Source organism: Bradyrhizobium sp. HKCCYLS2038 (assembly GCF_051167655.1).
GTDB lineage: Bacteria > Pseudomonadota > Alphaproteobacteria > Rhizobiales > Xanthobacteraceae > Bradyrhizobium.
In genome coordinates this window covers 2,054,137-2,079,292 of sequence record NZ_JBNPTM010000001.1, presented here as the reverse complement: position 1 = coordinate 2,079,292, position 25,156 = coordinate 2,054,137, and the positions used below count along the sequence as shown (strand labels likewise).

At 64.7% G+C, this 25,156-nt stretch carries 20 protein-coding genes; 14 read left to right on the top strand and 6 right to left on the bottom strand.

Translation table 11 applies throughout. From position 1 onward, the window contains the following. Positions 1-139 precede the first annotated feature (139 nt). The 5 genes from ACQR1I_RS09215 to ACQR1I_RS09195 all read left to right on the top strand — a co-directional run bounded on the left by ACQR1I_RS09215 (position 140) and on the right by ACQR1I_RS09195 (position 7,234). Positions 140-268 (top strand): hypothetical protein, encoded by a 129-nt coding sequence (locus ACQR1I_RS09215; RefSeq protein ID WP_434871214.1) that lies wholly within the window; start codon positions 140-142, stop codon positions 266-268. A gap of 1,868 nt (positions 269-2,136) precedes the next feature. Next, positions 2,137-2,979 carry an ABC transporter permease gene (locus ACQR1I_RS09210; protein WP_434871215.1) on the top strand — a complete coding sequence of 281 codons (843 nt, stop codon included), beginning with the start codon at positions 2,137-2,139 and terminating at the stop codon, positions 2,977-2,979. A gap of 163 nt (positions 2,980-3,142) precedes the next feature. Next, a complete protein-coding gene (locus ACQR1I_RS09205; RefSeq protein WP_434871216.1) occupies positions 3,143-3,892 on the top strand; it encodes an ABC transporter ATP-binding protein in 750 nt (249 codons plus the stop codon). Between the two features lie 1,177 nt (positions 3,893-5,069). Beyond that, a complete protein-coding gene (locus ACQR1I_RS09200; protein ID WP_434871227.1) occupies positions 5,070-6,227 on the top strand; it encodes a glycosyltransferase family 4 protein in 1,158 nt (385 codons plus the stop codon). Then, positions 6,224-7,234, top strand: a complete 1,011-nt coding sequence (locus ACQR1I_RS09195) for a glycosyl transferase (RefSeq protein ID WP_434871217.1) — start codon at positions 6,224-6,226, stop codon at positions 7,232-7,234. The genes ACQR1I_RS09200 and ACQR1I_RS09195 overlap by 4 nt, the downstream gene beginning before the upstream one ends. Here the strand turns inward: ACQR1I_RS09195 and ACQR1I_RS09190 are convergent. From ACQR1I_RS09190 to rfaD, 4 genes are read right to left on the bottom strand one after another with little or no spacing between them, the layout of a single operon-like run. Beyond that, complete coding sequence (locus ACQR1I_RS09190) at positions 7,220-9,133, bottom strand: polysaccharide biosynthesis protein (RefSeq protein WP_434871218.1); 1,914 nt, start codon at positions 9,131-9,133, stop codon at positions 7,220-7,222. The genes ACQR1I_RS09195 and ACQR1I_RS09190 overlap by 15 nt on opposite strands. Next, positions 9,130-10,413: an O-antigen ligase family protein gene (locus ACQR1I_RS09185; RefSeq protein WP_434871219.1), complete on the bottom strand. Its 1,284-nt coding sequence runs from the start codon at positions 10,411-10,413 to the stop codon at positions 9,130-9,132. The genes ACQR1I_RS09190 and ACQR1I_RS09185 overlap by 4 nt, the downstream gene beginning before the upstream one ends. Then, positions 10,410-11,882, bottom strand: coding sequence for a D-glycero-beta-D-manno-heptose-7-phosphate kinase (gene rfaE1 / locus ACQR1I_RS09180; protein ID WP_434871220.1), 1,473 nt, complete (start codon positions 11,880-11,882; stop codon positions 10,410-10,412). The genes ACQR1I_RS09185 and rfaE1 overlap by 4 nt, the downstream gene beginning before the upstream one ends. A gap of 39 nt (positions 11,883-11,921) precedes the next feature. Next, entirely contained in the window at positions 11,922-12,902 is a 981-nt protein-coding gene (gene rfaD / locus ACQR1I_RS09175; protein ID WP_434871221.1) for an ADP-glyceromanno-heptose 6-epimerase, read from the bottom strand. Between the two features lie 149 nt (positions 12,903-13,051). Between rfaD and waaF the strand changes: the two genes are divergently transcribed. The 3 genes from waaF to ACQR1I_RS09160 are packed head-to-tail and all read left to right on the top strand — an operon-like array spanning position 13,052 to position 15,298. Next, positions 13,052-14,116, top strand: a complete 1,065-nt coding sequence (waaF, locus tag ACQR1I_RS09170; RefSeq protein WP_434871222.1) for a lipopolysaccharide heptosyltransferase II — start codon at positions 13,052-13,054, stop codon at positions 14,114-14,116. A 57-nt stretch (positions 14,117-14,173) separates the two neighbouring features. Further along, the gene (locus tag ACQR1I_RS09165) at positions 14,174-14,770 is read left to right on the top strand and encodes a D-sedoheptulose 7-phosphate isomerase (protein ID WP_434871223.1); all 597 of its coding nucleotides are present in this window, start codon (positions 14,174-14,176) and stop codon (positions 14,768-14,770) included. Then, positions 14,771-15,298 (top strand): D-glycero-alpha-D-manno-heptose-1,7-bisphosphate 7-phosphatase, encoded by a 528-nt coding sequence (locus tag ACQR1I_RS09160; RefSeq protein ID WP_434871224.1) that lies wholly within the window; start codon positions 14,771-14,773, stop codon positions 15,296-15,298. It begins immediately after the preceding gene. Here ACQR1I_RS09160 and ACQR1I_RS09155 read toward each other — a convergent pair. Next, complete coding sequence (locus ACQR1I_RS09155) at positions 15,280-16,329, bottom strand: glycosyltransferase family 4 protein (RefSeq protein WP_434871225.1); 1,050 nt, start codon at positions 16,327-16,329, stop codon at positions 15,280-15,282. The genes ACQR1I_RS09160 and ACQR1I_RS09155 overlap by 19 nt on opposite strands. 128 nt (positions 16,330-16,457) lie before the next feature. Between ACQR1I_RS09155 and galE the strand changes: the two genes are divergently transcribed. From galE to ACQR1I_RS09130, 5 genes are all read left to right on the top strand, one after another. Beyond that, positions 16,458-17,471 carry a UDP-glucose 4-epimerase GalE gene (gene galE, locus ACQR1I_RS09150; protein ID WP_434888721.1) on the top strand — a complete coding sequence of 338 codons (1,014 nt, stop codon included), beginning with the start codon at positions 16,458-16,460 and terminating at the stop codon, positions 17,469-17,471. 102 nt (positions 17,472-17,573) lie between these two features. Then, complete coding sequence (locus ACQR1I_RS09145; protein ID WP_434871265.1) at positions 17,574-19,379, top strand: ABC transporter ATP-binding protein; 1,806 nt, start codon at positions 17,574-17,576, stop codon at positions 19,377-19,379. A gap of 30 nt (positions 19,380-19,409) precedes the next feature. Further along, positions 19,410-20,108: a fumarylacetoacetate hydrolase family protein gene (locus tag ACQR1I_RS09140; protein ID WP_434871264.1), complete on the top strand. Its 699-nt coding sequence runs from the start codon at positions 19,410-19,412 to the stop codon at positions 20,106-20,108. A 1,213-nt stretch (positions 20,109-21,321) separates the two neighbouring features. Continuing rightward, positions 21,322-21,651, top strand: coding sequence for a YrhB domain-containing protein (locus tag ACQR1I_RS09135; protein WP_434870292.1), 330 nt, complete (start codon positions 21,322-21,324; stop codon positions 21,649-21,651). 178 nt (positions 21,652-21,829) lie between these two features. Further along, entirely contained in the window at positions 21,830-22,453 is a 624-nt protein-coding gene (locus tag ACQR1I_RS09130; RefSeq protein ID WP_434870293.1) for a hypothetical protein, read from the top strand. Positions 22,454-22,814: 361 nt separating this feature from the next. On the opposite strand, the gene ACQR1I_RS09125 is transcribed toward ACQR1I_RS09130, so the two are convergent. Continuing rightward, positions 22,815-23,918 (bottom strand): cyclase family protein, encoded by a 1,104-nt coding sequence (locus tag ACQR1I_RS09125; RefSeq protein ID WP_434870294.1) that lies wholly within the window; start codon positions 23,916-23,918, stop codon positions 22,815-22,817. 24 nt (positions 23,919-23,942) lie between these two features. On the opposite strand from ACQR1I_RS09125, the gene ACQR1I_RS09120 reads away from it, so the two are divergent. Next, complete coding sequence (locus ACQR1I_RS09120) at positions 23,943-25,115, top strand: CobW family GTP-binding protein (protein WP_434870295.1); 1,173 nt, start codon at positions 23,943-23,945, stop codon at positions 25,113-25,115. The last annotated feature ends 41 nt before the right edge of the window (positions 25,116-25,156 follow it).

Below are 25,156 nucleotides of genomic sequence, written 5' to 3'. Positions count from 1 at the left end.
GTCCGCGACCAATCCGCGCCGAAGCACTAATGTCGATCTCAGAGAAGCAACTAAGGGTCGATTTGTATCCTACCGGCGCGGGCAGGAGCCGCCGGCGATGGAGCTCGCGATGACGAGTATGATCGATCGCTGAGCTTCCATGATCCCGACCGGCCTGGACGGCGAGCGCTGCATCGTGACCTGCGACAACGCCATCGGTAATCCGGAGACGATGGACGGTGAGCGCGTGACGACTAGCGCTGTCGTCTGGATCGACAGAGGATACTAACTAGTTCCGCACGCGTTCATGCTCACGCAGCCGAGGCTTTACCGACTGGACAGCGCTGCCCTCCTGCTCGAGGGCGTCGATCTCTGAGAAACGACTCGGCAGGATATCGTGAGACACGACGGAGATAGCCACAATGCCTACATCGCTGGCCCGGTGATCTCGCCACCGAGGCAGACGAGGTTGTGTGCTGCGACTCGAGCCGCACCAGATCCGCGTTGCGACGTCGAGACCAACGCGCCCAGACCTGCCAACGTCGCTGTCAAAAGCCGCGCAAAATTACCTCCTCATGAATTTCGGTGCAGCGCCTCGAAAGCTCTCAACCGCCGCGCACACCACCTCCCTCTCGGTGATAAGCCGCCGCCGGATCCGGGGTGACAGTCCGGCCCAGCCAAGACCGCCGGGAGCTTGGTCGGTGCTGCGTTACCTGAATCGGCCGTGTCGAGCCGCGGCAGCACAGCCTGCATCCGCGCCAGTCCCGCAGAGCGGCCCGCGGTCTGCGTCTCCGCCATCATGCGAAATAGAGCGACGGAGGCCGCGCAATCCTCCCGCGCGCAGCTGCGTCCAGCAGTAAAGACCTCGATGTTGCGGTGGAAGGAACAGCATGCCCCCTTGCGGGACATGGATTAGTTCGCGGTCGAGGCCGAGTACGAGGCCAGGGTCGCGCTGCTCAGCAAGCAGGTTTTGATGCGCGAAGTCGTATGCGCAGCGCTGCCGCCGCTTGCGCCATCGCGGGCAAGAATAGGTCCACGATTTTTGCCTTGCCCCGCGGCTCCATGTCGCGTCGAACTTGCCGAGGCGCGGCTCAACGCGCAATCCGCATCCTGCTATGCTGCAGGCACCTCGCGGCTCGCCGACTAAGCGCCCGTGCGATGTTCCGCGTCCCCCGGAATCCAAGAGCACGATACGTCCGGCGTGACGCAGAAGTGCCGGTACTAGCAGGTGTCTGCATGGCGCCAGACACGGTAGGCGGCTTTGCCGAATCCGAGTTTGGTGTTTACAATGACTGTGACGCGCTCTTGGAGCCCGCTGACACAGACGGGCCACTCTTCGCCCCTATAGCGGGTGATGATCCACGGCCTCATCGCTCGCGTCATTGCGGTAAGCCATCCAGGTAGTATCTCGGCGTCCAGAACGCGACCGTCCTGCGCAAAACGTCCAAGCCAAGTAGGTGATCGGTCAGCGGGTGCATTCGGTCACTCCCAACGATCACGCAACGGCCGTTGAAGACGCAATCATCCTTTCGCCACTGCCAACAAGATTTTTCGTCTCGGCCATAAACCACGTCGCCAAATAAGCGCGTAGCCTGGCCTCCGACCAAAGCGGATATGCCAGCCACCGAGCAGTCCATCGTTGTTTGATCAATCGTTGCCGCAGCGGGACCTACGAGTATTTACTTTGATCAGTTGACCGGAAAGCTCACGGGGTACGGGCTCCAGCTCGATCCAGCGAACGAGACTTTCAATGGTCTCGACAGCGGAAGACCGGATCGAGCTCACCTTAGACGACAACAGTTTCAAGCACGGCCGCTTCAGCCCTTCGCCCATATCCCCGCGCTGCCTTCCAGCGAACCCGCGGTCCACAATCCCGACCTGATCGTGATCCAAGCCTGGATCTGGGCCGACCCAATCCTTAAACGCAATCAGCCTATCTCCAAGGCAGTGGCCGAATTCTGTGCAACTGCTGGTGCGCGGATCGTCCAGGCGAGCGGCTCAACGCGATTGGAGCCGCAGGCCGCTCCTCCAGCAGACCGGTTGACAGTCCTTGCGTAACATGGTCCAGCGATCTCCGGGTGAGCCGCCTCCGTAGCAGCGGCCAAAAGATAATATTGATGATCGAACAGATACTAACGGCAGTCGCGAGGTAGCAGAATGACCGACTTGACCGATGGACCGATCGAGCGGCTGGTGGTGGCGGATCGAGGCCGCATCTCGTGGGCGCGCTGCTGCGCTGACATTGCCCCCTTCTTTACGCGCCACGTCACTTGGCGGGCGTTGGCGTCCGGCGACATCCGATCGAAATATCGCCGCACGCTTCTCGGTCCGTGGTGGATCACTGCCACACAGGCCATCACGGCGCTGATCATGGGCATTGTGGCGGGACGCTTCCTCGGTGCGGACATGAAGAGCTATTTGCCACACTTCATGATTAGCATGACGATCTGGAACTTCATCTCGTCATCTCTCGTCGAATCCTGCTCGGTCATGATCAATGCGGGTGGTATGATCAAGGCCGTGGACATGCCTATCCTGATCCACATCATGCGAATGGTTCAGCGCAACATGATCATCTTCCTACATAACATAACCGTGATCCCGATCATCTGGATAGTCTATCCTTGGACGATCGGCTTCGTCAGCCTGCTCGGCCTGCTCGGGCTGGCGCTGGTCTATGTGTTCATCGTCAGCACGACGATGGTCGTCTCGATGATCTGCGTGCGCTACCGCGACGTGCCGCCCGTCATGATCCCGATCATCCAGCTATTGTTCTTCATCTCACCCATCATCTGGGCGCCGTCCCAGATCAAAGGTGGCGAATGGGTAGTTGCGCTCAATCCGATCGCCTATCTGCTCGCGGTGACGCGCGATCCTCTAATGGGAATCGCTCCCAGCTTCGCGAGCTGGGCCGGGACGATCGGCTTGGTCGCCGTCGCCACGGTGACGATGATCTTCATCTACACGCGCTACCGGTCGCGGATCGTGTACTGGGCCTAACCTGTGTCAGCGCGTATCTGCCCATCAAACGCGGTCCAGTTATCGGTTGACGACAAAGCTGGCCGCGCTCGGCATCTGAAGCAATTGGGTCGAAGGCAGCTTGGTCAAAGTACGCTGCACTCGTCTCAAAATAAATTCCGAAAGGTGTGTGGAATAGCATCTGATGACACTGATCGAAGCCAAAAACGTCAGCATCGAACTCCCCGTGACCTCGCCGAGCGCACGGTCGCTTCGGCATCTCGCTATCAATGCCGCGTCGCGAGTCGGCGGTCGCGTATCCAAGAGCGAGGGCTCATTTCAGTTCGTGCAGGCGCTCGACGACGTCAGCTTCACCCTGAAGCAGGGTGACCGACTAGGCCTCGTCGGCCACAACGGCGCCGGGAAGACGACACTCATCCGCTTGCTGGCCGGCATCTACGAGCCGACACGGGGCTCCTTGCGCACCGTCGGACGCAACGTTCCGATGTTCGACATCGGCCTCGGCCTGGACGACGAAGCTTCCGGATACGAGAACATCCGCACCCGCGGGCTTATCCTGGGCCTCAGCCCAAAAGAGATCGAGGAGCGCGTGCCGGAGATCGTCGAATTCGCCGAGCTCGGCGACTATCTGGAGTTCCCGATCCGCACCTATTCCTCCGGGATGCTGCTACGCCTAGTCTTCTCGATCGCGTGCTCGGTCCACGGCGACATCGTCCTGATGGACGAATGGATCGCGGTGGGCGACGCCCATTTCCGCAAGAAGACCCATGATCGACTGCAGAACATCACGCAACGGTCGGGTATTGTGGTACTAGCCTCGCACGATCTCGGCCTGCTGCTCGAGACCTGCAATCTCGGCCTTTATCTGCACGGAGGCCGGGCGCGGGCCTTCGGCCCACTCGAAGACGTGCTCAAGGAACTCCCGACCGATTGACGCGACATGTCCGATGATGCTGCGGCGGCACGGTCGCCGACATAGGACCACGAACCCACCCCGAAAAGCTTTGGCAGAGGCAGCTTGCTGGCCCGAGGCCGGCCTTCTCTTCCGCTGCTGCGAGATCATGGGGCCACGGGGTTCCCCCGCGCGCCGCATGCTGAACCCGGTCATGCTGTCCACCTACGCGTCGGCGATCCTTTCGCCTGCGGAGGTCTGGCAGATGCTGCGGGTCAGCGACAACTACTTGTCGGGCCCCACCTCGCTGTACCGCCCATAGCGCGCTGCAAGCGCTTGGCCGGTTCGACCTCAAGCTTTGCGTCTTTCGGATACGTTGCCCGCCTGTCAGCTCGCGCTCACCCACGGCTGCTACTTCGTCACCGATGTCCTCGCTACTGGCGCTTTCATGGCCAGAACTACTCGACAAGGACGGCCGCCGATCCGACCTGCTTCATGTGAACTGGCGGAGATCGCCGCGTTTGATCTCCGAGCTCGGGCTTTTCTCGAGCGGAAATGATCAGACTCGGCGCCGTTCGAGTGTTGCTTGTCGGTAACAGCGCGTCTCCGGCGCGTGCTGCCCGCGCGGCGGCGCCGCTCCACGGCATGTCGCTGGACAGTACATGCTCGCGCTCTTCCTGGGCCTGGGCGGCGCAGCGCGCCGTGCTGCGCTCGTCTGGATTGCGCAGCCAACGAGACCGATGTCGCGCTGCACCTCATCGCCCAGCGCCGGCCCGGCTCGCGATCGCGATCGCGTCCGCAACACGGGATTACCGTAGGCCCTGTGACGCGCGACATTCGAGGCAACCCGGCATCGGATGAACCAGCTGCCGACGATGGGCTCACCGTAATCGGTGGCGCGGCGCCCCACAGAGACATCGGTTGCACAGGAGCCGCGCGATGCCTCGCACATCAAGATTTGGCTCACTTGGCGTTCCGGTTCTATGCATTGCTGAGCGCGACGCCGCTAATTCTTGTGGCTGGCCGCACGCGCCGCCAATCTCCTTGATCGAAGCTCAGAGCTTGCCAACAATGCCCGCCCTGGCGACACTACATTCAAGGACCTGCCGGCGGGATCGAGCGGCAGCACGCCTCCCAAGATGGTTTGGCGCATATAACGGCTCGCGCGCCGGGTGATCTTGGCCTATACGGCCCTTCAAACCCCGAACCGTTGATGTTGATGTCCCCGCCCTACCCCGCTTCGCCGCGCCGCCTGCTCTACGTGGCCAACGAGGATTTCGCCTTTCTGATGCATCGCCTGCCGATGGCCCGTGCAGCGCGCGAGGCCGGCTACGAGGTGCATGTCGCGACCAACGTCAACGCCGGCGCGGCCGCGATCGAAGCCGAGCGCTTCGTCCTGCACCCGATCCCGTTCCGGCGCGGCGGCCTGTCGCCGTCGACGGCCCTGCCGACGATCCGCGCCATCCGCGCCGTGGAGGCTGCGATCAAGCCGGACGTCGTGCACCATTCCGGGCTGCAATCGAGCGTGCTCGGCTCGCTGGCCGCGCTCGGACGGGCCACGCCCGTCGTCAATGCCATGACCGGCCTCGGCTATGTCTTCACGTCGTCGAGCTGGCGCTCGCGTCTGCTCAAGCAGGGCCTGCTGAGGCTGCTGCCGCTGCTCATGAACCGGGCATCGAGTTGCGTGCTGGTGCAGAACCCGGACGATCGCGACGCGCTGCAGGCCATGGGTGTAAGAGGCGACAAGATCACGCTGATCCCAGGCTCCGGTGTCGATACCGAGCGCTTCCAGCCCCTGCCCGAGCCGGACGGATCGATCACCTTCGGCTTTGCCGGCCGACTGCTGACCGACAAGGGCGTCCGGGCGCTGGTCGCAGCTCACCGCACGTTGCGCCAGCAAGGAAACGACTATCAGCTCCTGATCGCCGGCTCTCCCGATCCCGCCAACCCGGCCTCGGTGTCGCCCGAGGAGGTCGAAGCCTGGCGCCGCGAAGCCGGCATGACCCTGCTAGGCCAGATCAAGGACATCACCGAACTCTGGCGGCGCTGCCACATCGCCGTGCTGCCTTCCCATCGCGAAGGACTTCCGGTGAGCCTGCTCGAAGCCGCAGCCTGCGGCCGGCCGCTGATCTCCACCGACGCGCCCGGTTGCCGTGAGATCGCGATCCATGGCCAGACCGGGCTGTCCGTCCCGATCGAGGATGCAGCCGCGCTGGCGCAGGCCATGGCGCAACTGGCGACCTCGCCCGGGCTGCGCGCCCGTTATGGCGCGGCCGCTCGTCAACTGGTCGAGGACAAGCTGTCTGCGCGGATCATCGGCCGCTCGGTGGTCGCGCTCTATGATCGCCTCACTGCGGCCGCGGATGCGCGCGGATGATCGCCGATCCCGCCGCGATTGTCGTTGCCATCGCCGTGCTCGCGGCCGTGATGTGCGCCGTCCTGATCGTGCTGCTCCGCCCGCTGCTGCAACGCTACGCGCTGGCACGGCCGAACGCCCGCTCGTCACACAAGATCCCGACCCCGCAGGGCGCGGGGATCGCTGTGGTCGGCGCGACGCTGGTGGTCGGTGGCGCGTTCGCGTCCGTGATGGGCTTCGCGCCGATCCTGATGCTGTTCATTGCCGTGCCGATGCTGGCGCTGGTCGGCCTGGTCGACGACATCAGGCCGATCCCGGTGCTGCCGCGCTTCGTACTGCAGGGGCTCGCGGTCGGCCTGGTCGTGTTCGCCGCTCCGGATGACCTTCGGCTGTTTCCGATCCCGCTGCTGGCCGAGCGCACCTTGCTGCTGATCGCCGGCCTCTGGTTCGTCAACCTCGTCAACTTCATGGACGGGCTCGACCTGATGACCGTGGCCGAGACGGTGCCGATCACGGCAACGCTGGTCATGTTCGGCATCTCCGGTGAGCTGCCCTGGCCGGCGACCGCCATCGCCGCAGCGCTCTGCGGCGCGATGCTCGGCTTTGCGCCCTTCAACCGTCCTGTCGCAAGAGTCTTTCTCGGCGACGTCGGCAGCCTGCCGATCGGGCTGCTGCTGGGCTGGGGCCTGCTCTCCCTGGCGTGGCAGGGATACATCGCTGCGGCGCTGCTGCTGCCGCTGTATTATCTCGTCGATGCCACCTTCACGCTGCTCCGGCGGATGGCCCGGCGCGAGCCGTTCTGGGCGGCGCATCGCACCCATTTCTATCAGCGCGCCACCGACAACGGCTTTGCCGTCACGCGTGTCGTCGGCGAGGTGTTCGCCCTCAATATTGCTCTCGCCGTGCTCGCCAGCGTCTCGATCGGGCTGCGCTCGACGGCCGCCGACGCCATTCTGCTCGTGATCGGCCTCGGCGCGGTGGCTTACCTGATGCGGCGCTTCTCGCAACCGCGCTCACGCGGCGCTTGAGCCGAACTCGGGCACGGCATCCTTCAGCACCGACTTGATCGTGACCGGATCATTACGCGTGATGGCCTGGTCGAGCGCCGCGATCCACGCCTTCAGCGTCTGCATCGGAGGCTCGTTCGGCGTCGCCGCCATGATGCCGGCCACGCCGATCTCGACCGGCGGTTCCTCGCTCGCGAACAGGATTTCGTTGAGCCGCTCGCCCGGGCGGATGCCGGTGAACTTGATCTCGATGTCGTAGCCCGGCTGCAAGCCCGAGAGGCGGATCATGCGCTCGGCCAGCTCCACGATGCGGACCGGCTGACCCATGTTGAGTACGTAGACCGAGACGTCCGGCCGTTGCGGCGCCAGGGCATGCGACGCCGCGGTGATAACGAGATCGCAGGCTTCGCGGATGGTCATGAAGTAGCGCACCATGTCCGGGTGCGTCACCGTCACCGGGCCGCCGGCGTCGATCTGCGCCTTGAACTTCGGCACCACCGAGCCGTTCGACGCCAGCACGTTGCCAAACCGCACAGAGATCAGCCGCATCGGCGGCCGGCCCACCGGCCGCTCCGCGAGTTGGCGGTCGAGCGCCTGGCAGTACATCTCGGCGAAACGTTTGGTGAGGCCGAGCATCGAGACCGGCTCGATCGCCTTGTCGGTCGAGATCATCACCATCGCCTCGGCGCCCGAGGCCACCGCGGCATCGGCCACGTTGATCGAGCCGAAGATGTTGGTCTTGACGCCCTCGCTCCAATCGCGCTCGAGAATCGGCACATGCTTCAAGGCGGCGGCGTGAAACACGAGATCTGGTTTGAACTCACCGATGAGTGCGAACACGCGGTCACGATCGCGGATGTCGGCAATGCGACCTTCGACGGCCACAATAGCCTCGCGGTCCACCGCGAGCGCCTCGGTGACTGCATAAAGTGCTGGCTCCGAGTTTTCCAGGATCAGCAGCCGCGAAGCGCCGAAGGCTACGACGCGCTGACAGATCTCAGCCCCGATGGAGCCACCGCCCCCCGTGACGACCACCGCCTTGCCGCGCACCAGCAACTCCAGTCGATCATAGTCGATCTTCTGGCTCGGCCGCAGCAGGAGGTCCTCGACGGCCACCGGGGCCAGCCGCGGCGCATCGCCGTTCTCCAGCGATGGCAGCCGGCTGACGATCAGCCGCAGCCGGCGTGCGCGCATCAGGAACGTCTCCGGATGGCAGTCGGGCTCGAACGCGGTCGGCATCATCAAAGCACGCGCTATCGGCCGGTCACGCCGGGCAAAATCGGCAGCAACATCCTCGACGTCGTCGATCCCGCCCAACACCGGAACGCCGCGGATGAGCTGGCCACGATCGGCTGTGGAGGGCGAGAGAACGCCAATAGGCCAAATGCGCTTGACCGCCCCGCTCTCGATACCGCGCAGCACGACCTCGGCATCCGCCGCGCGGCCGATCAGCAGCGCCGGAGCCGAGTCCTCCGATTTAGCGTGACGGCGTACCCGCGTGTAGCGAAAATAGCGGTAGGCGAAACGCATCGCGCTCAGCGCGAAGATCTCCAGGAACCAGTACAGGATGATTGTGAGCTTGCCAAAGAAGAACGTACCGCGGACGTTCGGTGCAACGATGATGTAATCGAGCACCAGAAGCGCAAGCGTCAGCACGGTTGCGACGCGCACGATGTTGAGCGCGTCCGGCAGCGAGATGAACCGCCATTTTGTGGTGAGAAGGTTAGAGAAATAGAACACGACGAAGCTGAAGACGATGAAATATGGCAACAGCTGCAGGAGCAGCGGCACCCGCTCCCAGAATGTGCTGGCGCCCTCGAAACGGATATAGAATGCAGCGAACAGCGCCGTGGTGCTGACCAGCAGGTCATGCAGGGCGATCAGGAGGTTTCGGGAGGTCAGTTGAGACAAACGCGTCATGCGACAGCGGACCCCCGCACTCCCTCGGGCTCCGACTTCGACCGCAGCAAAATGCCGCCCGCAACCCCGACACCGATCACGTACATCCATCCCTCGTGAAAATCGAAGATGTGGGAGTTGAACAGCGACGTAAAAATGTTCTGCACGACGACGAGTAGTCCGATCCAGGGAACGAAACCGTCACCGCGGAACAGCAGCAGGTGGACCGCCCACATGACGTAGAGAATGATGATCCCCACCGTTCCCCACTGCACGGCGACATTGAGCGTCTGATTGTGCGGATTGCCGACGACCTGACTCGAGGAGACGTAGGAAGGCCCGCTCGCGGCCAGTTCGAACAGATGGCGCGTCGAACCCGAGCCATGTCCGATCAGCGGAGCATCGGCGAAAAAGCGCAGCGATTTGCGCCAGAACTCCAGCCGTTCGCCGACCGACGTGATGCCATGGTCGTTCCTGTAGGCCTCATACTGCGTCGTGAACGTCGCAACCCTGCTCTGCAATTGCGGCGAGACCGACCACGCCGCCAGACCGATCAGGATCGCGCCGACCGCGATCAGCAGGTTGGCCCGCCATTTCAGGTGGATCAGGCCGAACACGCCGAGCAAGATCGGGATCGTCACCAGCGCAGTGCGCGAAACGACGACGAAGATCATGTTGGCGAGAAAGGCGGCCATGATCGCGGTGAGGAAAACGGCTGCGCCGAACCGGCGAGCGCGCACGAGCTGGGCGATCGGATAGGCGAGCGCCACCGCGCACAGCGAGAATTCCTGGGCCTGGTCGATGTAGTTCTTCACGAAGATGCCGCGATCGGCATTGGCCTTGAGCGCCAGCGCAGGATTGAACGCAACCGCCGTGGACATGACGACCATCAGCACGCAGGAGACGAGAAACGCCGTGAAGACCCAAAGGCCGCGCTCGGAGCGCTGAAAATGATAGAACAGCGCCGGCAGCACCAACAGCTTGGCCGCCGGCCCGACCGCATAGAGCCGTGCCCCCCACGCCACGTCGGACCACAGCGTTCCGACCAATGCCAGCACGAACAGCGCAATCGGCGCCCATGAGATCGGCCGCCTCAGGATCTGCAGCAACCGATTCAGGTCGAGGAACGGCACCATCGTGATCAGCATCACCACGCCGAGAATCGAGACCAGGGACGTCGACCAGGGCAGCGCGGCGGCGAGCAGGATGGCGACGACGTCACCTGTGGTTCGCCATGCTGCCGGGTCGCGCCAACGGCGCGCCAGCAGCGCCGGCCCCGGATGACCTGCCAGCGCGCTCATCGGACCTCGCTCCGGGCACGGTCGACCAGGGCCGTCGTGCTGTGTCCCCTGAGAATGTCGATCAGGATCACCTGGCCGCCGCCGGCCTCGACAACCTCGTGTCCGACGACCTGCTCGCGCGTATAGTCGCCGCCCTTGACCAGCACGCTCGGCCGGACCATCTCGATCAGGCGCAGCGGCGTGTCCTCCGCAAAGATGGCGACAATGTCCACCGCCTCGAGAGCGGCCAGGACTTCCGCACGGGCGCGCTCGTCCTGCACCGGACGGCTCTCCCCCTTCAGCCGCTTGACCGATGCATCGCTGTTCAATCCGACCACCAGGCGGTCGCAGGCAGCCCGCGCCGCCGTCAGCACCTTCACATGGCCCGGATGCAGAATGTCGAAGCAGCCATTGGTGAAGCCGACGCGCAGCCCCTCGCCGCGCCACGCGGCGACACGAGCTGCGAGCTCGCCGTCGTTGTCGATGATCTTCTCTTCTGCCGCCCGATACGCATGCGGCAGAATCTTGCGGCGCAGCTCCGCCGAAGTCACGCTGGCCGTGCCCTGCTTGCTGACCGCCACGGCGGCGGCGGCGCTCGCCATCCGCAAGGCGTCTTCCCACACGGCGCCCGCCGCGAGCGTGACCGCGAGAACGGCGACCACGGTATCGCCGGCACCGGAGACGTCGCGCACCTTGACCGGATAGGCCGGCACGTGAACCGGATCGCCCTGGCGCGGCACCAGCGTCATGCCGCGCTCGCTCTGTGTCACCAGGATCGCCTCGCAATCGGCGAGATAGATCGCATCCTGCGCAGCCGCGGCGATCTCCTGCTCCGTCTCGGCGCGACTGCGGGTCGCCTCCGAAAACTCCTTGCGGTTCGGCGTCAACACGCTGGCGCCGCGATAGATCGCGAGATTCGCGCTCTTGGGATCGACGATCACCCGCTTGCCGGCCTTGCGCGTGGCATCGATCACGTTGCGCAGGACGCGCGCGGTCAGCACCCCCTTGGCGTAGTCCGACAGCAGCACGATGTCGGCCCGCGCCAGCAGCGGCAGGATCGCATCGATCAGCTTCTGCTCGATATCGCCGGCTGCCGGCGCGGCGCGCTCCCAGTCGGCGCGCAGCATGTGGGTGGAGAAATGCTCCGAGACGAAGCGGACCTTGCGCGTCGTCGGCCGCGTGGGATCGCGCACCAGCACGCTCTCGATGCCCGCGACCTTGGCGAGCTCGGCCTGAAGCTGATCGCCGGCCGCATCCTGCCCCACCAGGCCGACGAAGATGCAGCGCGCGCCCAGCGCGGCGATGTTGCGCGCGACATTGCCGGCGCCGCCGATATTGGTCTCGCTGCGCTGAACGGCGAGAACGGGTGCCGGCGCCTCGGGCGAAATCCGCGACACCTCGCCATAGACGAACTCGTCCAGCATCAGGTCGCCGACGCACAGCACCGTCTGGCGGGCGATCGCTTGCGAGAGATCGTCAAAGTCGAACATCAGCGGCAGTCTCGGGTGCAGTGGTCAGAACCAATTCGTCTAGCGGAAGCGGTCGGCGGAATCGAGATAGTCTCGGACATAGCCGGCCACGGCATCCTCGAGCGGCGTGAAGCCGCCGTTGTAGCCGGCGGCCAAGAGCCGGTCGACCTTGCTCTGGGTGAAGTACTGGTAGCTGCCGCGAATCGCCTCGGGCATGTCGACGTACACGATCCGGGGCGTTGCGCCGAGCGTGGCATAGACTGCGAGCATCATGTCCTTGAAGCTGCGCGCCTGCCCCGTGCCGACGTTGAACAGCCCGGAGACGGAGGGCGTCGCCAGCAACCACAGCATCACGCGCACGACGTCATCGACATAGATGAAATCGCGGCGCTGATCGCCGTCGGCAATTCCTTCACGATGCGACTTGAACAGCTGCAGCGTGTGCCCGGCCTTGATGTCGTCGAAGCGCCGCGTCAGCACGCTCATCATCGATCCCTTGTGGTACTCGTTGGGACCGAACACGTTGAAGAATTTCAAGGCGACATATTGCGGCGGCAGCCGCTCGCCGCGCTCGGCGCGCGCCGCGATCGCGGTGTCGAACAGATGCTTGCTCCAGCCGTACAGGTTCATCGGCCTGAGCGTCTTGAGTGCTGCGAGCGAGGGATCATCGACGAAGCCCTGGGCGCCGTCGCCATAGGTCGCCGCCGACGAGGCGTAGATGAACGGCGTGGTGTTCGCCGTGCACCAGTCGAGCAGCCGCAAGGAACTGCGGAAGTTGCGCTCCATCACCAGGTCGCCGTCGACCACCGTGGTCGCGGAGATCGCGCCCATGTGCAGGACGGCGTCGAGCCTTCGGCCCTTCAGCCAGACGTCCAGATCCGAGGGCGGCACGACGTCGGCCAGCTGCCGCTTGGCGAGGTTGCGCCACTTGCCCTCGCTGCCCAGCGTGTCGCAGACGACGATGTCGGTTCGGCCGGCATCGTTGAGCGCCGCGACCAGATTCGATCCGATAAACCCGGCGCCGCCGGTCACCAGCAACATTGCGCAACCCGTCCCTGATCCCCGAACAACCAGGCCTTCGCGTAGCGCATGCGGCGGCAAAGTGTAAGCGCTTTGGTGACGGCCGACGCGGCCACTTTACCTGCGGCGGCCGAGAGGGTACCAGCGGCCCGCAGCCAGGCAGACAAAGAATGAATGCAAATTCGGCCAAGATCGCGGTGGATGCTGACGACACCAGCCCGGTCCTGATCATCCCCTATATGTGGATCGGCGACTTCGTCCGCGGCCACACCGTGGTCCGGGTGCTCAAGGAGCGCTGGCCGAATCGCCCCGTGGACTTGCTGGTGACCTCGCTATGCGCCCCGCTGGTCGATTACATGCCCGGCGTCCGCTCCGGCATCGTCTGGGATCTGCCGCGCAGCCGGCTGGCGCTCGCCAAGCAGTGGCATCTCGCCAGCATGTTGCGCGAACGCCACTATCGCACCGCCCTGGTGATGCCGCGGACCTGGAAATCGGCCCTGGCGCCGGCGCTGGCCGCCATCCCCGAGCGGGTGGGCTTCGTCGGCGAGATCAGGTTCGGGCTGCTCAACCGCTGGCGCTGGGGCGAGAAGGCGCTGCCCCGCTTCATCGACAAGAACGCCGCGCTGGCCCTGCCGGACTGCGCGCCGCTGCCGCCGGAATGGCCGGTCCCGCAGCTCCGGGTGCCGGCCGAGGACGTCGCGCGCTGGCGCGAGGCCAACGGCCTCGGAAGCCGCCCCGCCGTGGCGCTGGCGCCCGGCTCGGTCGGCGCCGCCAAGCGCTGGCCGTTCTACGGCGAGGCGGCCCGGCTGCTGCTCGACGCCGGCCTCGACGTCTGGGTGGTCGGCGGTCCCGGCGAGAAGGCGCTGGCGGCCGACATCGTCGCCACCGGGGGTTCCGGCGTCCGCGACCTGACCGGCACCGACCTGCGCAACGGCATCCTGGCCATGGCCGCCGCGGGCGTGGCCATTTCCAACGATTCGGGGCTGATGCACATCGCGGCAGCGCTGGGCACACCGACCATGGGCATCTTCGGCCCCACCAGCCCCTACCATTGGGCGCCGCTCAACGGCCTTGCCGCGACCGTCCAGACCAAGACCGAGGTGCCCTGCCAGCCGTGCCATCGGCCGGTCTGCCGCATGAACGACCATCGCTGCATGCGCGACATTCCGGCGACCGATGTCGCCGCCATCGCCCAGCGGGTTCTGGCCGATGCGGCGATCCCGGTCACGCCCTAGCTTGCACTTGGGCATCGCGCCCCCTACACCGCCCTCATCGCAGCCCGAGCCGTGATCGTGACCCAAGCACCGCAAGACCTGATCGCAAGCCATCTCGCTCGCTCCCACGCAGCGATGGAGCGTGCCGCGGGTGATGCCGCGCTGCTCGACAGCGCCGGCCGGATCGCGGCGATGATCATTGCGGCGCTGCGCGCCGGCCACAAGCTCCTGATCATCGGCAATGGCGGCAGCGCGGCGGACGCGCAACACATCGCCGCCGAGATCGTTGGCCGTTACAAGCAGGAGCGACCAGCCTGGGCGGCGATTGCGCTGACCACCGATACTTCGGCGCTGACCGCGATCGGCAACGACTACGGCTTCGATCACGTGTTCGCCCGCCAGGTCGAGGGGCTCGGCACTGGTGGCGACGTGCTGCTGGCGATCTCGACCTCCGGCCGCTCGCCCAGCATCCTCAACGCGCTGCGCAAGGCGCGCGAGCGCGGGCTGGTCACGGTCGGCTTCACCGGGACCAAGGGACTTTCGATGGGCGAGTTCTGCGACGAGCTGCTGGTCGCGCCGAGCGACGATACGCCGCTGATCCAGCAGATCCATCTCGCCACAGCGCATGGGATCTGCGAGGCGATCGAGGCGGCGTTGATGCGGGACGCGAGCTAGATGACGACGGCTCAACTCAAGCCGGCGGCGTTCCTCGATCGCGACGGCGTCATCAATCATGACGACAACTACATCGGCTCGCCGGAGCGCATCCGCTGGATGCCGAACGTGGTGCCGGCGATCCGGCGGCTGAACGAGGCCGGCTATCACGTCTTCCTGTTCACCAACCAGTCCGGCGTCGCGCGCGGGCTGTTCAGCGAGGACGACGTGCTCGGCCTGCACGACTGGATGCGGGCGGAGCTGGCGGCGCAGGGTGCCGTGATCGACGACATCCGCTACTGCCCGTACCATACCAGAGGCTCCGTCGAGCGATATCTGCGCGAGCATCCCTGGCGCAAGCCAGCGCCGGGGATGATCCTCGACCTGATGCAGCACTGGCCTATCAGGCGCGAAGGCAGCTTCGTGATCGGCGACCGATCGTCCGACATCGCGGCCGCCGAGGCGGCCGGCCTGCCCGGCTTCCTGTTCGCCGGCGGCGACCTCGATGCGTTCGTCACTGAGGTCATCGCTCAGACCAGCCGACGATAGACCGCGGCGATCTTCTCGGCCTCGGCCTCGAGGCTGAATTTCTCCACCACGCGCGTCCGCGCCTTCTCACCCATCACGCGCGCCGCCTCCGGATCCCGCAGCAGCGGCTCCAGCGCGGCAACGAGCGCATCGACATCACCCGGCGGCACCAGCTCCCCGGTGACGCTCTCCTCGACTACGATCTCGGCGGCGCCTGCACGCGCGGCGACCAGCGCGGCGCCTGCGGCCATGGCCTCGATCAGGGTCAGGCCAAAGCCTTCGTTGCGCGAGGTGAAGGCGTAGATCGTCAGGCGCTGGTACCAGCGCTGCACGTCCGCGATGTCGAGCTCGCCGGTGATCACGATGCGCGTCTCGAGGCCCGCGGCCGCGATCTGTTTCTTCAGCTCGCTCGCGAACGGCAGCTGCTCCGGGGTGACCGCGCCGACCAGCACTGCTGAGAAATCCGGATAGCGCGGCAGCAGCCGGCACATCGCGGCGACGAACACGTCGCTGCCCTTCTGCGCGCGGACGCGACCGAAGCAGCCGATCGCGTATTTACCGGGTAGCCCGCTTTCGGCAAACGCCAAGGCGCGATCGGCCGGCGGCTTGTACACCTCGGTGTCGACACCGTGCGTGATGACCGTCGCTTCGCGCTTCAGGTAGGACGCCGAGATGTCGCTGGTCGCGATGATCGCGTCCATGCGGCGGATCAGCCAGCGCGTGATCCAGCTGTGATGGCGCTGCGCGGCCGAGGTGAAGACCAGCTTGAACGGCCAGCCAAGCGCACGCAGAAGCACGCCGACGATCATCTCGTCATTGCGACGCGCGTGCCAGATCAACGGCCTCCGCCGGCCCCAGACCTTGAGAAGATCACCCGCGCGCATCCGCGCGATCCCCTCCGGCGCATAGGTCCCGAGCCACGCCGCGCGCACCAGCTTCGCCAACTTCGGCGCCACCATGCGGTTGGTCGCCGTCACACCCGAGTAGCGCCGGTGCAGGTTCGGCACGATGACGTCGAGATCTCCAGCGAAAAACGGCTCGGCTTGCACCATCGACTCCAATTTTAACGATCCCCTATACGCAACATTCAGCACGGCCGCCAGTTCGCGATCCCCCGCAACAGGTCCTTCATTTCGCGGGCGTTAGTTTGCCGCAAAACAAGCAGGGATCGCGTCAAACAATGACCGTACTTGTCACCGGCGGCGCCGGCTATATTGGCAGCCACATGGTGCTGGCGCTGGCGGAAGCCGGCGAAAGCGTCGTGGTGATCGACAATCTTTCGACCGGCTTCTCCGGCTTCGTGCCCAGCGAGGTGCCGCTGTTCATCGGTGATGCCGGCGACGAAAATCTCGTCGACGGCGTCATCAGCCAGCATGGCGTCGACAGCATCATCCACTTCGCCGGCTCCGTCGTGGTGCCGGAATCGGTGCGCGATCCCTTGCTGTACTACCGCAACAACACGATGACGACGCGCAACCTCTTGAACGCGGCGGTCAAGCGCGGCGTCAGCCGCTTCATCTTCTCCTCCACTGCCGCCGTCTACGGCAATCCGGACCAGGTTCCGGTGCCCGAGAGCGCGCCGACGCGGCCGACCTCGCCCTACGGCACCTCGAAGCTGATGGCCGAGATCATGCTGCACGACACCGCCGCCGCGTACGATCTCAACTACGTCGCGCTGCGCTACTTCAACGTCGCCGGCGCCGATCCGCATGGACGCATCGGGCTCGCCACCGTCGGCGCGACGCATCTGATGAAGATCGCGATGGAGGTCGCGACCGGCCAGCGCGCCAAGATCGACATCTACGGCACCGACTATCCGACCCCGGACGGCACCGCCATCCGCGACTTCATCCATGTCTGCGATCTCGCCCAGGCGCATCGCGCCGCGCTGGCCTATCTGCGAACCGGCGGCGCCTCCACCACGCTGAACTGCGGCTATGGCCGCGGCTATTCCGTGCTCGAGACCATCGAGGCCGTCCGCCGCGTCTCCGGCCGCGCCATTCCGGTGCAAACCGCCCCGCGCCGCCCCGGCGACATCATGAGCATGGTCGCCGATACCGGCCGGCTCCGGTCGCTCCTGGACTGGACCCCGGCCTACGACAATCTGGAAACCATCGCCGCCCATGCGCTGGCCTGGGAGCAGAAACTGTTCCTGGAACGCCACAGCGACCAAGAGCAGCGGGCCTCAGCGTAGAATCAACGACTTAGCCGGACACCGGGGGGCTTGAAAAAGCCGCCCCGAGCGGGCAAGCCTTCTTGCCCGCCCGGCGATTTGCCCCGGCGGCCAGGGACCAGAATGGCCGAATTTCCGAAGAAGATCACCGACGATCCCTATGGTGCCGCGATCCTGGTCCGGCGCCTGGTGATGGAACAGGGCCTCGTCTATTGGCGGCGCTACCTCACCGCCTTCGCGCTGATGGCGGTCGCGGCCGGCGCGAGCGCGGCTGCGACCTACGTGCTCGGCCAGGTCATCAACAAGGCCTATGTCGAGAAGAGCATCCCGGGTATCGTCGTGCTCTCCGGCGTCACCGTGCTGCTGCTGTTCGTCAAGGGCGTGACCACCTACGGCTACGCCGTCATCCTGTCCAAGATCTCCAACGCCATCCTCGCCAACAATCAGCGGCAGCTGTTCGCCAAGCTGATGAACGAGAGCGTCGGCTTCTTCTCCGAGCGCCATTCCTCGGAGTTCCTCGCCCGCCTCACCTCTGGCGCCAAGTCGATCACCGACATCCTCAACATGCTGATCAACGCCATCGGGCGTGATTTCGTCACCCTGATCGCCATGATCGGCGTGATGGTCATGCAGGATCCCTGGATGTCGCTGCTCGGCCTCGTCGTGGTGCCGCCGGCGATGCTGGTGCTGCGCAAGCTGGTCAAGCGCATCAAGGGCCTCGCCTACAACCAGTTCACCGGCACCGCCGACATCCTCGAGACGATGCAGGAATCGCTGCAGGGCATCCGCACCGTCAAGGCGTTCACGCTCGAGGACACGATGCGAGCGCGCATCAACGAGAACATCGCGGTCGTCGAGCGCAACGCCAACAAGATGGCCCGCGTCTCCAACCGCTCCAATCCGCTGATGGAGATGCTCGGCGGCTTCGCCGTCGCCGGCTGCCTGATGTATGCCGGCTACTCGGTGGTCGCGCTCAACGCGACGCCGGGCCAGTTCTTCTCGTTCATGATCGCCTTCCTGATGGCGACCGAGCCTGCCAAGCGTCTTGCGCGGCTCAACATCGATCTCAACAGCCAGCTGGTCGGCGCCCGCATGCTGCTCGAGGTGGTCGACAGCCCGGCCAGCGAGCAGCCCGACGACGACAAGCCGGCGCTCAAGCTCAGCGACGCCAAGATCGAGCTGCGCGACGTCTCCTTCGCCTATCGCGACAACGAGCCGGTGCTTCGGCGCATGAGCTTCGTGGCCGAGCCCGGCAAGGTCACCGCGCTCGTCGGCCCATCCGGCGGCGGCAAGTCCACCGTGCTGGCACTGCTGCTGCGCTTCCACGAGATCGCCGCGGGCGAGATCCTGATCGACGGCCAGTCGATCACGGCAGTGTCGCGGCGGAGCCTGCGCGCGCAGACCGCCTATGTCGGCCAGGACGTCTATCTGTTCCGCGACACCATCCGCGCCAACATCGCCTTCGGCAAGCCGGGCGCGACCGAGGCCGAGATCATCGAGGCGGCGAAGGCCGCCTGCGCCCACGACTTCATCATGGGCTTCCCGCTCGGCTACGACACGCCGGTCGGCGAGCACGGAACGCAGCTCTCCGGCGGCCAGCGCCAGCGCATTGCGGTCGCCCGCGCGCTGATCCGCAACGCACCGATCATCCTGCTCGACGAAGCCACCGCGGCGCTGGACTCCGAGTCCGAGCGCCAGGTGCAGGAGGCGATCGAGCATCTCTGCCAGAACCGCACCACCATCGTCATCGCGCACCGCCTGCACACCATCATGAACGCCGACGCCATCCTGGTGGTCGAGGCCGGCGAGATCGTCGAGCGCGGCCGGCATGACGATCTGTTGCGCCGTGGCGGCCGCTATGCTTCGTTCTTCCGCCTGCAACAGCGCGACATGGGGCCAAACGTCATCCCCATGACCGCGACGTCCTGAAAAGCCCATTTCACCGCATCGAGACCTTTCATGAGCTCCACCGTCATCCCGGCCTTCCCGCAGCCTTCTCTGCCCGTCCAAGGCGAAGCCGGCGTGTTTCCCGTCCGCCGCATCTGGTGCGTCGGCCGCAACTATCTCGAGCACATCCGCGAGATGGGCAATGACGAGCGCGATCCGCCGTTCTTCTTTGCCAAGCACGCCGACATGCTGGCGCCCGAGGGCGCCGTCATCCCCTATCCGCCGCTGACCCAGGACATGCATCACGAGGTCGAGCTGGTGGTCGCGATGAAGAGCGGCGGCCTGAACATTGCGACCGACAAGGCGCTCGACCACGTCTATGGCTACGCCGTCGGCATCGACCTCACCCGCCGCGACCTGCAGCTCGCCTCGCGCAAGATGCAGCGCCCCTGGGAGGTCGGCAAATCCTTCGACCATTCCGCGCCCTGCTCCGCCGTGGTGCCCGCGGCCAAGATCGGCCACCCCGCGAAGGGCAAGATCTGGCTGTCGGTCAACGGCACCGAGCGCCAGGCCGGCGATCTCTCCGAGCTGATCTGGAACGTGCCGGAGATCATCTGGAAGCTCTCCCAGCAGGTCGAGCTCGCCGCCGGCGACATCATCATGACCGGCACCCCGGCGGGTGTGGCGGCCGTGGTGGCCGGCGACAAGATCGAATGCGGCGTCGACGGCGTCGGCACGCTGAAGGTCTCGATCGGCCCGGCGGCGAAGTAGCCGCTGGCCAGCGCCTCCACCCTCCGAACTCCAAAAAAGGCCGCGCCCAGCGCGGCCTTTTTCATGCGTCATCTCGGAATAGGCATCCACCTTGCCGCACCGGTGGTCGGCTCCCCTCCCCCTTGCGGGGAGGGGTCGGGGGTGGGGGTCCACGAGTCCCGCTGCTTCGATCAGCCAAGACCAACTCGCGCAATGCCCCCACTCTCACGCCCACCACCTCGCCGCCACACTTCCGCATCACCGCCTGGGACGAACCATCAGGCGCGTCCCAACAGAGCTCCTCGCCCGGAGACCCCCCCCCCAACCCCTCCCCGCAAGGGGGAGGGGAGCCGACCGTCATCGCGGCGAGACCTCGACCCTCATGAGGAGCGCCGCGTGCGGCGCGTCTCGAACCATGAGGCCCCCGAAGGAGCGAACGACACAACGGCAAATGTCGCGACACGCCCTGCCCTGCCGGCGCACCGCACCAGCAGCATCATCATCTCCACAATCTCAAACAGCATCGCGTCGATCGGGAACGAGCATCCACCGCCTCGCGACGCATTCCGCGCCCGAGTGATGCTCCAACTCCCGCCCTCTCCAGATGGAGGGCGCAGGGAAGGCCGGGCGCTGGCCGCGCCCGTGGCCCGCCTGCTCAAAAAAATGCAGGCGGCAGGTACCACAGGTCTGGCCGAGAACGCCCGGCCTTCCCCACGCGATGGCTTTAACAGGCTATAGCGTGCTCTTCCTGGTGCGCGGGCTTTCTGGCCACCATCCGCCGCGCGACGCGTGAGCGTCGTCGCAACGTTGATACTAGCGTCGGAGTATCAGAACCACACGCCTTCACCGTCCGCGAGGCAAACGTTCGTCCGTGCCAACAGCACGCCGCCACCCCGCGTCCACCGCTTCCCGCTGCCAACGTCCGTGACGACCGCGAACCGTCCCCTACCGTGCAACGGGATGGCGGGAACAATAATGCTGATTTGGCTAAATTGTCAAGCGAATAACGTTTTTCAGAAGACATTGGCAGCGCCTGATGAGGATCTCCCTTTGTTAGGCGGACAGTCTCGGCGTGCAGCGCGGCGGGTTTAGCCGGCCGTAAACATCGACCCGCTCAAGCCATCGAAAAATTTGGCTCGTCGTGGATGTGACCGCCTTGTCGGCGATGGGAACTTGGCTGATGATCCTCGCCGTTCATCGGATACCGTGAACTGGCGAAGCTTCTCATTGGCCAATGGACCGCGACACGGTGGAATTCAAGCAGGCAGCAGCACTGGCAACGACGTGGGTCGACCTTAAATCCGAGGGACAGGCTCGCATACAGCGCGAACTCACCATGGCAAAGCCCTACGGCTGGATATTCTTCTACCAGTCCAACGAGTATCTGGACGAGGGCAATCTTTCGGCACAGCTTGCTGGAAACGCGCCCATCATCGTCGACAGAGATACGCTTGAGCTACGCATCACGGGCACCGCACAACCGCTGGCGGACTATTTGGAGCAATATGAAAAGACACTCCCTCCTGCATCGCTTCAACGCACACCCGAGCCTCCGATCTGGTGACGCGGACGACAACAAAGCGTAGGGCGCAATCCGCCGCGCTTCACGACGAAGAACGGCGGATTACGCTCCGCTAATCCGCCCTACTTGCTGGGCACGGAAGGCGCAAATGCCCCGAAACAGCTTGCCCCCGGGCGGGTCAGCGCTCTAACGTAAGCAGCCTTGCAATCGAGCCGACCTGATGCGTTCGCTTGTCTTTGTCATTCTATTGATCTTCTTGCTAGCGTGCCCAAGCGGCGCAGACGCGCTCGATTGCGCCAAGCCGCGCTGGTGGAATTTCAGTCGCAAGGATGGCGATGCACAAAAGCGACGGCAGGACGCTGAGGCGCGGGAAGCATTGGAGTATCTTGGGCCGCTCGTATTTCGCGGACGCTTAGCGTCGGCGCGCAATCTGTCCGACGCCAAAGACAATCACCCCGTGTTACTTATAGTCTTGAAGGATGTTGAAGTCCTGCGGAGCAGGATGCCTCGGTCAGCTGGCGACCGAAAAGCATTCATCCTGTACCACGAATGGTGCGACGTTAGATGCCAACCGGGCCCGCCGCAGTGGCCCGTAGGGATGATCACTTACAATGCGCATCCGTTCGGCGGCGGTCCGGTCAGAGATACAAGTAGAATTGGTCAAACCGGCGGAAAGATCCTTTACCAGGGGCGGGTGGATGCCGAAATTGGAGTTTGCGATCGGATGCAGCTGACGCCTCTGCAACAGCAACTTCTCAATGCGCCCGCAGAAGAAATCGCCCGCCTGATTCGCGAATATCCATATCACGCTTTTAGCGATGTCGAGCCCGACAGTTCTGACTGACCCATTTACTAGCCATCGCGTATTGTCACGGGCCACCCGAACCTGGCGGTGAACGAGACAAACTGCGTAGGGCAAATCAACCCAAGGCGTAGTCCAACTCCATCGCGCCGGACAACGTAAGATGCCCCTGCGCTCATGAAGCGCGGCTCATCAAAAATGCCTTTCAATCACAACCAGTGGCAGCCCGTTCTGGAACTACCATTTAGTTGCGAGTAGGTCGGATTAGTTAGTTAGCCGGAATAATATCCGCCGCCCCTCCAGACGGAGAAGGGCGGATTACGCTCGGCTAATCCGCCCTTCTCCGTCCACCCACCGAACCGCCGACGCCACGGTCGAGACCGTGGCGTCGTGCCGCGGCCGATCACGTGATCGCAATCGGGCAACCGTTGCTTCCCGTGGCGCCCTTGATCGGCGACGGGGTGAAGGAATAGACGAACTGGTATTTCTTCGCGGCGATCAGTTCGTCGAAGACCAGGTTTTCGTGGTTGTGGATGCCGTGCTTGGTCTGCAATTCGGCATGGACCACGAAGGCGAGGGACTTGTCGGGATTGGGGATCACCTCGACGGCCCAGGTATCCGCCCCGGTCAGCGCGAGATCCTTCTCGATCACCCATCGGGCGGCTTCCAGCCCGATGCCGGGTTCGCCGCTGTTGAAGCGGTCATTGTTCTTCATCCACAGCGAGCCCCAGCCGGTGTGGAAAAAGATCGCGTCGCCCGGCTTGATGTCGGCCTCGCTCATGTTCTGCTTCTGCAGGGCCGCCTTGATGTCCGCGGTGGTGATCTCCTGGCCGGCGTCCATCATCCCGCCCTTGAGCCCGACCATGTCGATGAGGTGGCCGCGGGTGAACAGCGGCTTCAACTTCTCGACGCCGAGCTTCTTGAGGCCGTAGGCGTCGCTGATCTCCAGCGCTGAAAAGCCGTTGTAGAATTTCATCTCGCTCTTGTCGCCATCCTTGCCGAGCTGGATGCCGATATGGCCGAGGCCGTCGAACTGGGTGCCGGTCTGGCCGATCTCGGTGGCGAGAAACTCGTCATGATAGACCAGCCGGTTGTCCCCGAACGGGCCGCCGGTCGGGCTGCCGGGAATCCGCAGCGCAAACACGCGTGCACCGAACAGCGGCATGGCGCTCTCGTAGACGCGGCCGATCTTGTAGATCCTGCCGTCCTTGATCCATTTGACGGCGTCGAGAACCTTCTCCGGCGTGATGTGGTTGGACGCGCCGGCCTCGTCGTCCTTGCCCCATTTCGACGGCCACCACGGCTTGTCGGTCCCCTTCGGCATCGGCGCGGTCTGCGCCTGCGCTTCGCTGATCGGCGCCAGCGAGAATTTGCCATGCATGGAGCCCGCGAGCGCCGCTCCCGCAGCGCCGGCAAGACCTGCCGTGCGCAGCAATGTCCGCCGATCGGTGGCCGTGCTCTCGCTCCGATCCTGATTGGTCTGCGGACTCCTGACTTCGTTGTCCATCGTCACCTCCCCAGTTGAGCCCATTTGCTGGGCTTTAAAAAATCATTTTCGACATGCTCCACCTCCATTAGTCTGATGTCCAGCAACAAATATAAGACAGTGGGTGGAGGCGTCATGAGCCTGTTCGAAAATGACAAGTCAGCACAGCGTTTGCCCGTATCGTTGATCACCGGCTTTCTCGGCAGCGGCAAAACGACGCTGCTCAATCGCTTGCTGCGTCACAGCGACATGAGCGACAGCGCCGTCATCATCAACGAATTCGGCGAGATCTCGCTCGACCATCTCCTGGTCGAACGCGTCGACGGCGAGGTTTCAGTTCTCGCGAGTGGTTGTGTTTGCTGCACAATCCGCAGCGACCTCGAAGAGACGCTGCGCACATTGCTGGTGCGGCGCGACCGCGGCGAGGTGCCGCCATTCCGGCGCATCCTCATCGAGACCACCGGCCTGGCCGATCCCGCCCCGATCCTTCAGCTATTGTTGAACAATCCGCTGGTCTCGCATTTCCTGCGGCTCGATACAGTCGTGACGACCGTCGACGCCGCCAACGCGGCGCATCAGCTCGACCGGCAGTATGAAGCGGTCAAACAGGTCGCACTTGCCGACCGGCTGCTGGTCACGAAGTCTGACCTGGTCAACGATGTTGCCGCATTGGAGCAGCGGCTTCGGCGCCTCAACCCGGGCGGCAAGATCGAGCGTGTGAGCCATGGCGAGATCGATCCTGCTGATCTGTTCGGAGCCGCGCTGATCGATCCCGAGAAGAAAGCCGTTGACGTTGCGCGCTGGCTGAACGAGCCGGCTTTCGCGGATGGCTGCGAGACTTCGCACGCGCATCGGGCTCACGCTCACCATGATCATGCCCATCACGGACCGCTCGATCACGGCCACACCCATGAGTCGGCGGTCACGAGCTTCATGCTGGCCTTCGACGAGCCGCTGGACTGGATGACCGTTGCCAACTGGCTCGCTTACCTTCGCCACGCGCGCGGCGAGGATCTGTTGCGGGTCAAGGGCATCCTCAATCTTCACGGAGAGTCGACAGCCGTGGTCATCCACGGCGTGCACCACGTCTTCCATCCGCCGGTTGCCCTGCCCGCATGGCCCGACGCCGACCGCCGGTCGCGCATCGTTTTCATCACACGTGGAATCACGCGGGACGACGTGCTTGCGCTATGGGAGGCCGGCCGCGCGGCAGCGTAGGCGACATCCACCGTATCGCGAAGACGAACGGCGGATGTCGC

Bases quoted from the DNA above. Each gene is read 5' to 3' on its own strand.
- waaF (WP_434871222.1), top strand. From the start codon at position 13,052: ATGAATGCAAATTCGGCCAAGATCGCGGTGGATGCTGACGACACCAGC.
- ACQR1I_RS09160 (WP_434871224.1), top strand. From the start codon at position 14,771: ATGACGACGGCTCAACTCAAGCCGGCGGCGTTCCTCGATCGCGACGGC.
- ACQR1I_RS09210 (WP_434871215.1), top strand. From the start codon at position 2,137: ATGACCGACTTGACCGATGGACCGATCGAGCGGCTGGTGGTGGCGGAT.
- ACQR1I_RS09135 (WP_434870292.1), top strand. From the start codon at position 21,322: ATGGACCGCGACACGGTGGAATTCAAGCAGGCAGCAGCACTGGCAACG.
- ACQR1I_RS09130 (WP_434870293.1), top strand. From the start codon at position 21,830: ATGCGTTCGCTTGTCTTTGTCATTCTATTGATCTTCTTGCTAGCGTGC.
- rfaE1 (WP_434871220.1), bottom strand. From the start codon at position 11,882: ATGTTCGACTTTGACGATCTCTCGCAAGCGATCGCCCGCCAGACGGTG.
- ACQR1I_RS09190 (WP_434871218.1), bottom strand. From the start codon at position 9,133: ATGACGCGTTTGTCTCAACTGACCTCCCGAAACCTCCTGATCGCCCTG.
- ACQR1I_RS09200 (WP_434871227.1), top strand. From the start codon at position 5,070: ATGTCCCCGCCCTACCCCGCTTCGCCGCGCCGCCTGCTCTACGTGGCC.
- ACQR1I_RS09215 (WP_434871214.1), top strand. From the start codon at position 140: ATGATCCCGACCGGCCTGGACGGCGAGCGCTGCATCGTGACCTGCGAC.
- ACQR1I_RS09195 (WP_434871217.1), top strand. From the start codon at position 6,224: ATGATCGCCGATCCCGCCGCGATTGTCGTTGCCATCGCCGTGCTCGCG.
- ACQR1I_RS09145 (WP_434871265.1), top strand. From the start codon at position 17,574: ATGGCCGAATTTCCGAAGAAGATCACCGACGATCCCTATGGTGCCGCG.
- ACQR1I_RS09155 (WP_434871225.1), bottom strand. From the start codon at position 16,329: ATGGTGCAAGCCGAGCCGTTTTTCGCTGGAGATCTCGACGTCATCGTG.
- ACQR1I_RS09125 (WP_434870294.1), bottom strand. From the start codon at position 23,918: ATGGACAACGAAGTCAGGAGTCCGCAGACCAATCAGGATCGGAGCGAG.
- ACQR1I_RS09205 (WP_434871216.1), top strand. From the start codon at position 3,143: ATGACACTGATCGAAGCCAAAAACGTCAGCATCGAACTCCCCGTGACC.
- rfaD (WP_434871221.1), bottom strand. From the start codon at position 12,902: ATGTTGCTGGTGACCGGCGGCGCCGGGTTTATCGGATCGAATCTGGTC.
- ACQR1I_RS09185 (WP_434871219.1), bottom strand. From the start codon at position 10,413: ATGAGCGCGCTGGCAGGTCATCCGGGGCCGGCGCTGCTGGCGCGCCGT.
- galE (WP_434888721.1), top strand. From the start codon at position 16,458: ATGACCGTACTTGTCACCGGCGGCGCCGGCTATATTGGCAGCCACATG.
- ACQR1I_RS09140 (WP_434871264.1), top strand. From the start codon at position 19,410: ATGAGCTCCACCGTCATCCCGGCCTTCCCGCAGCCTTCTCTGCCCGTC.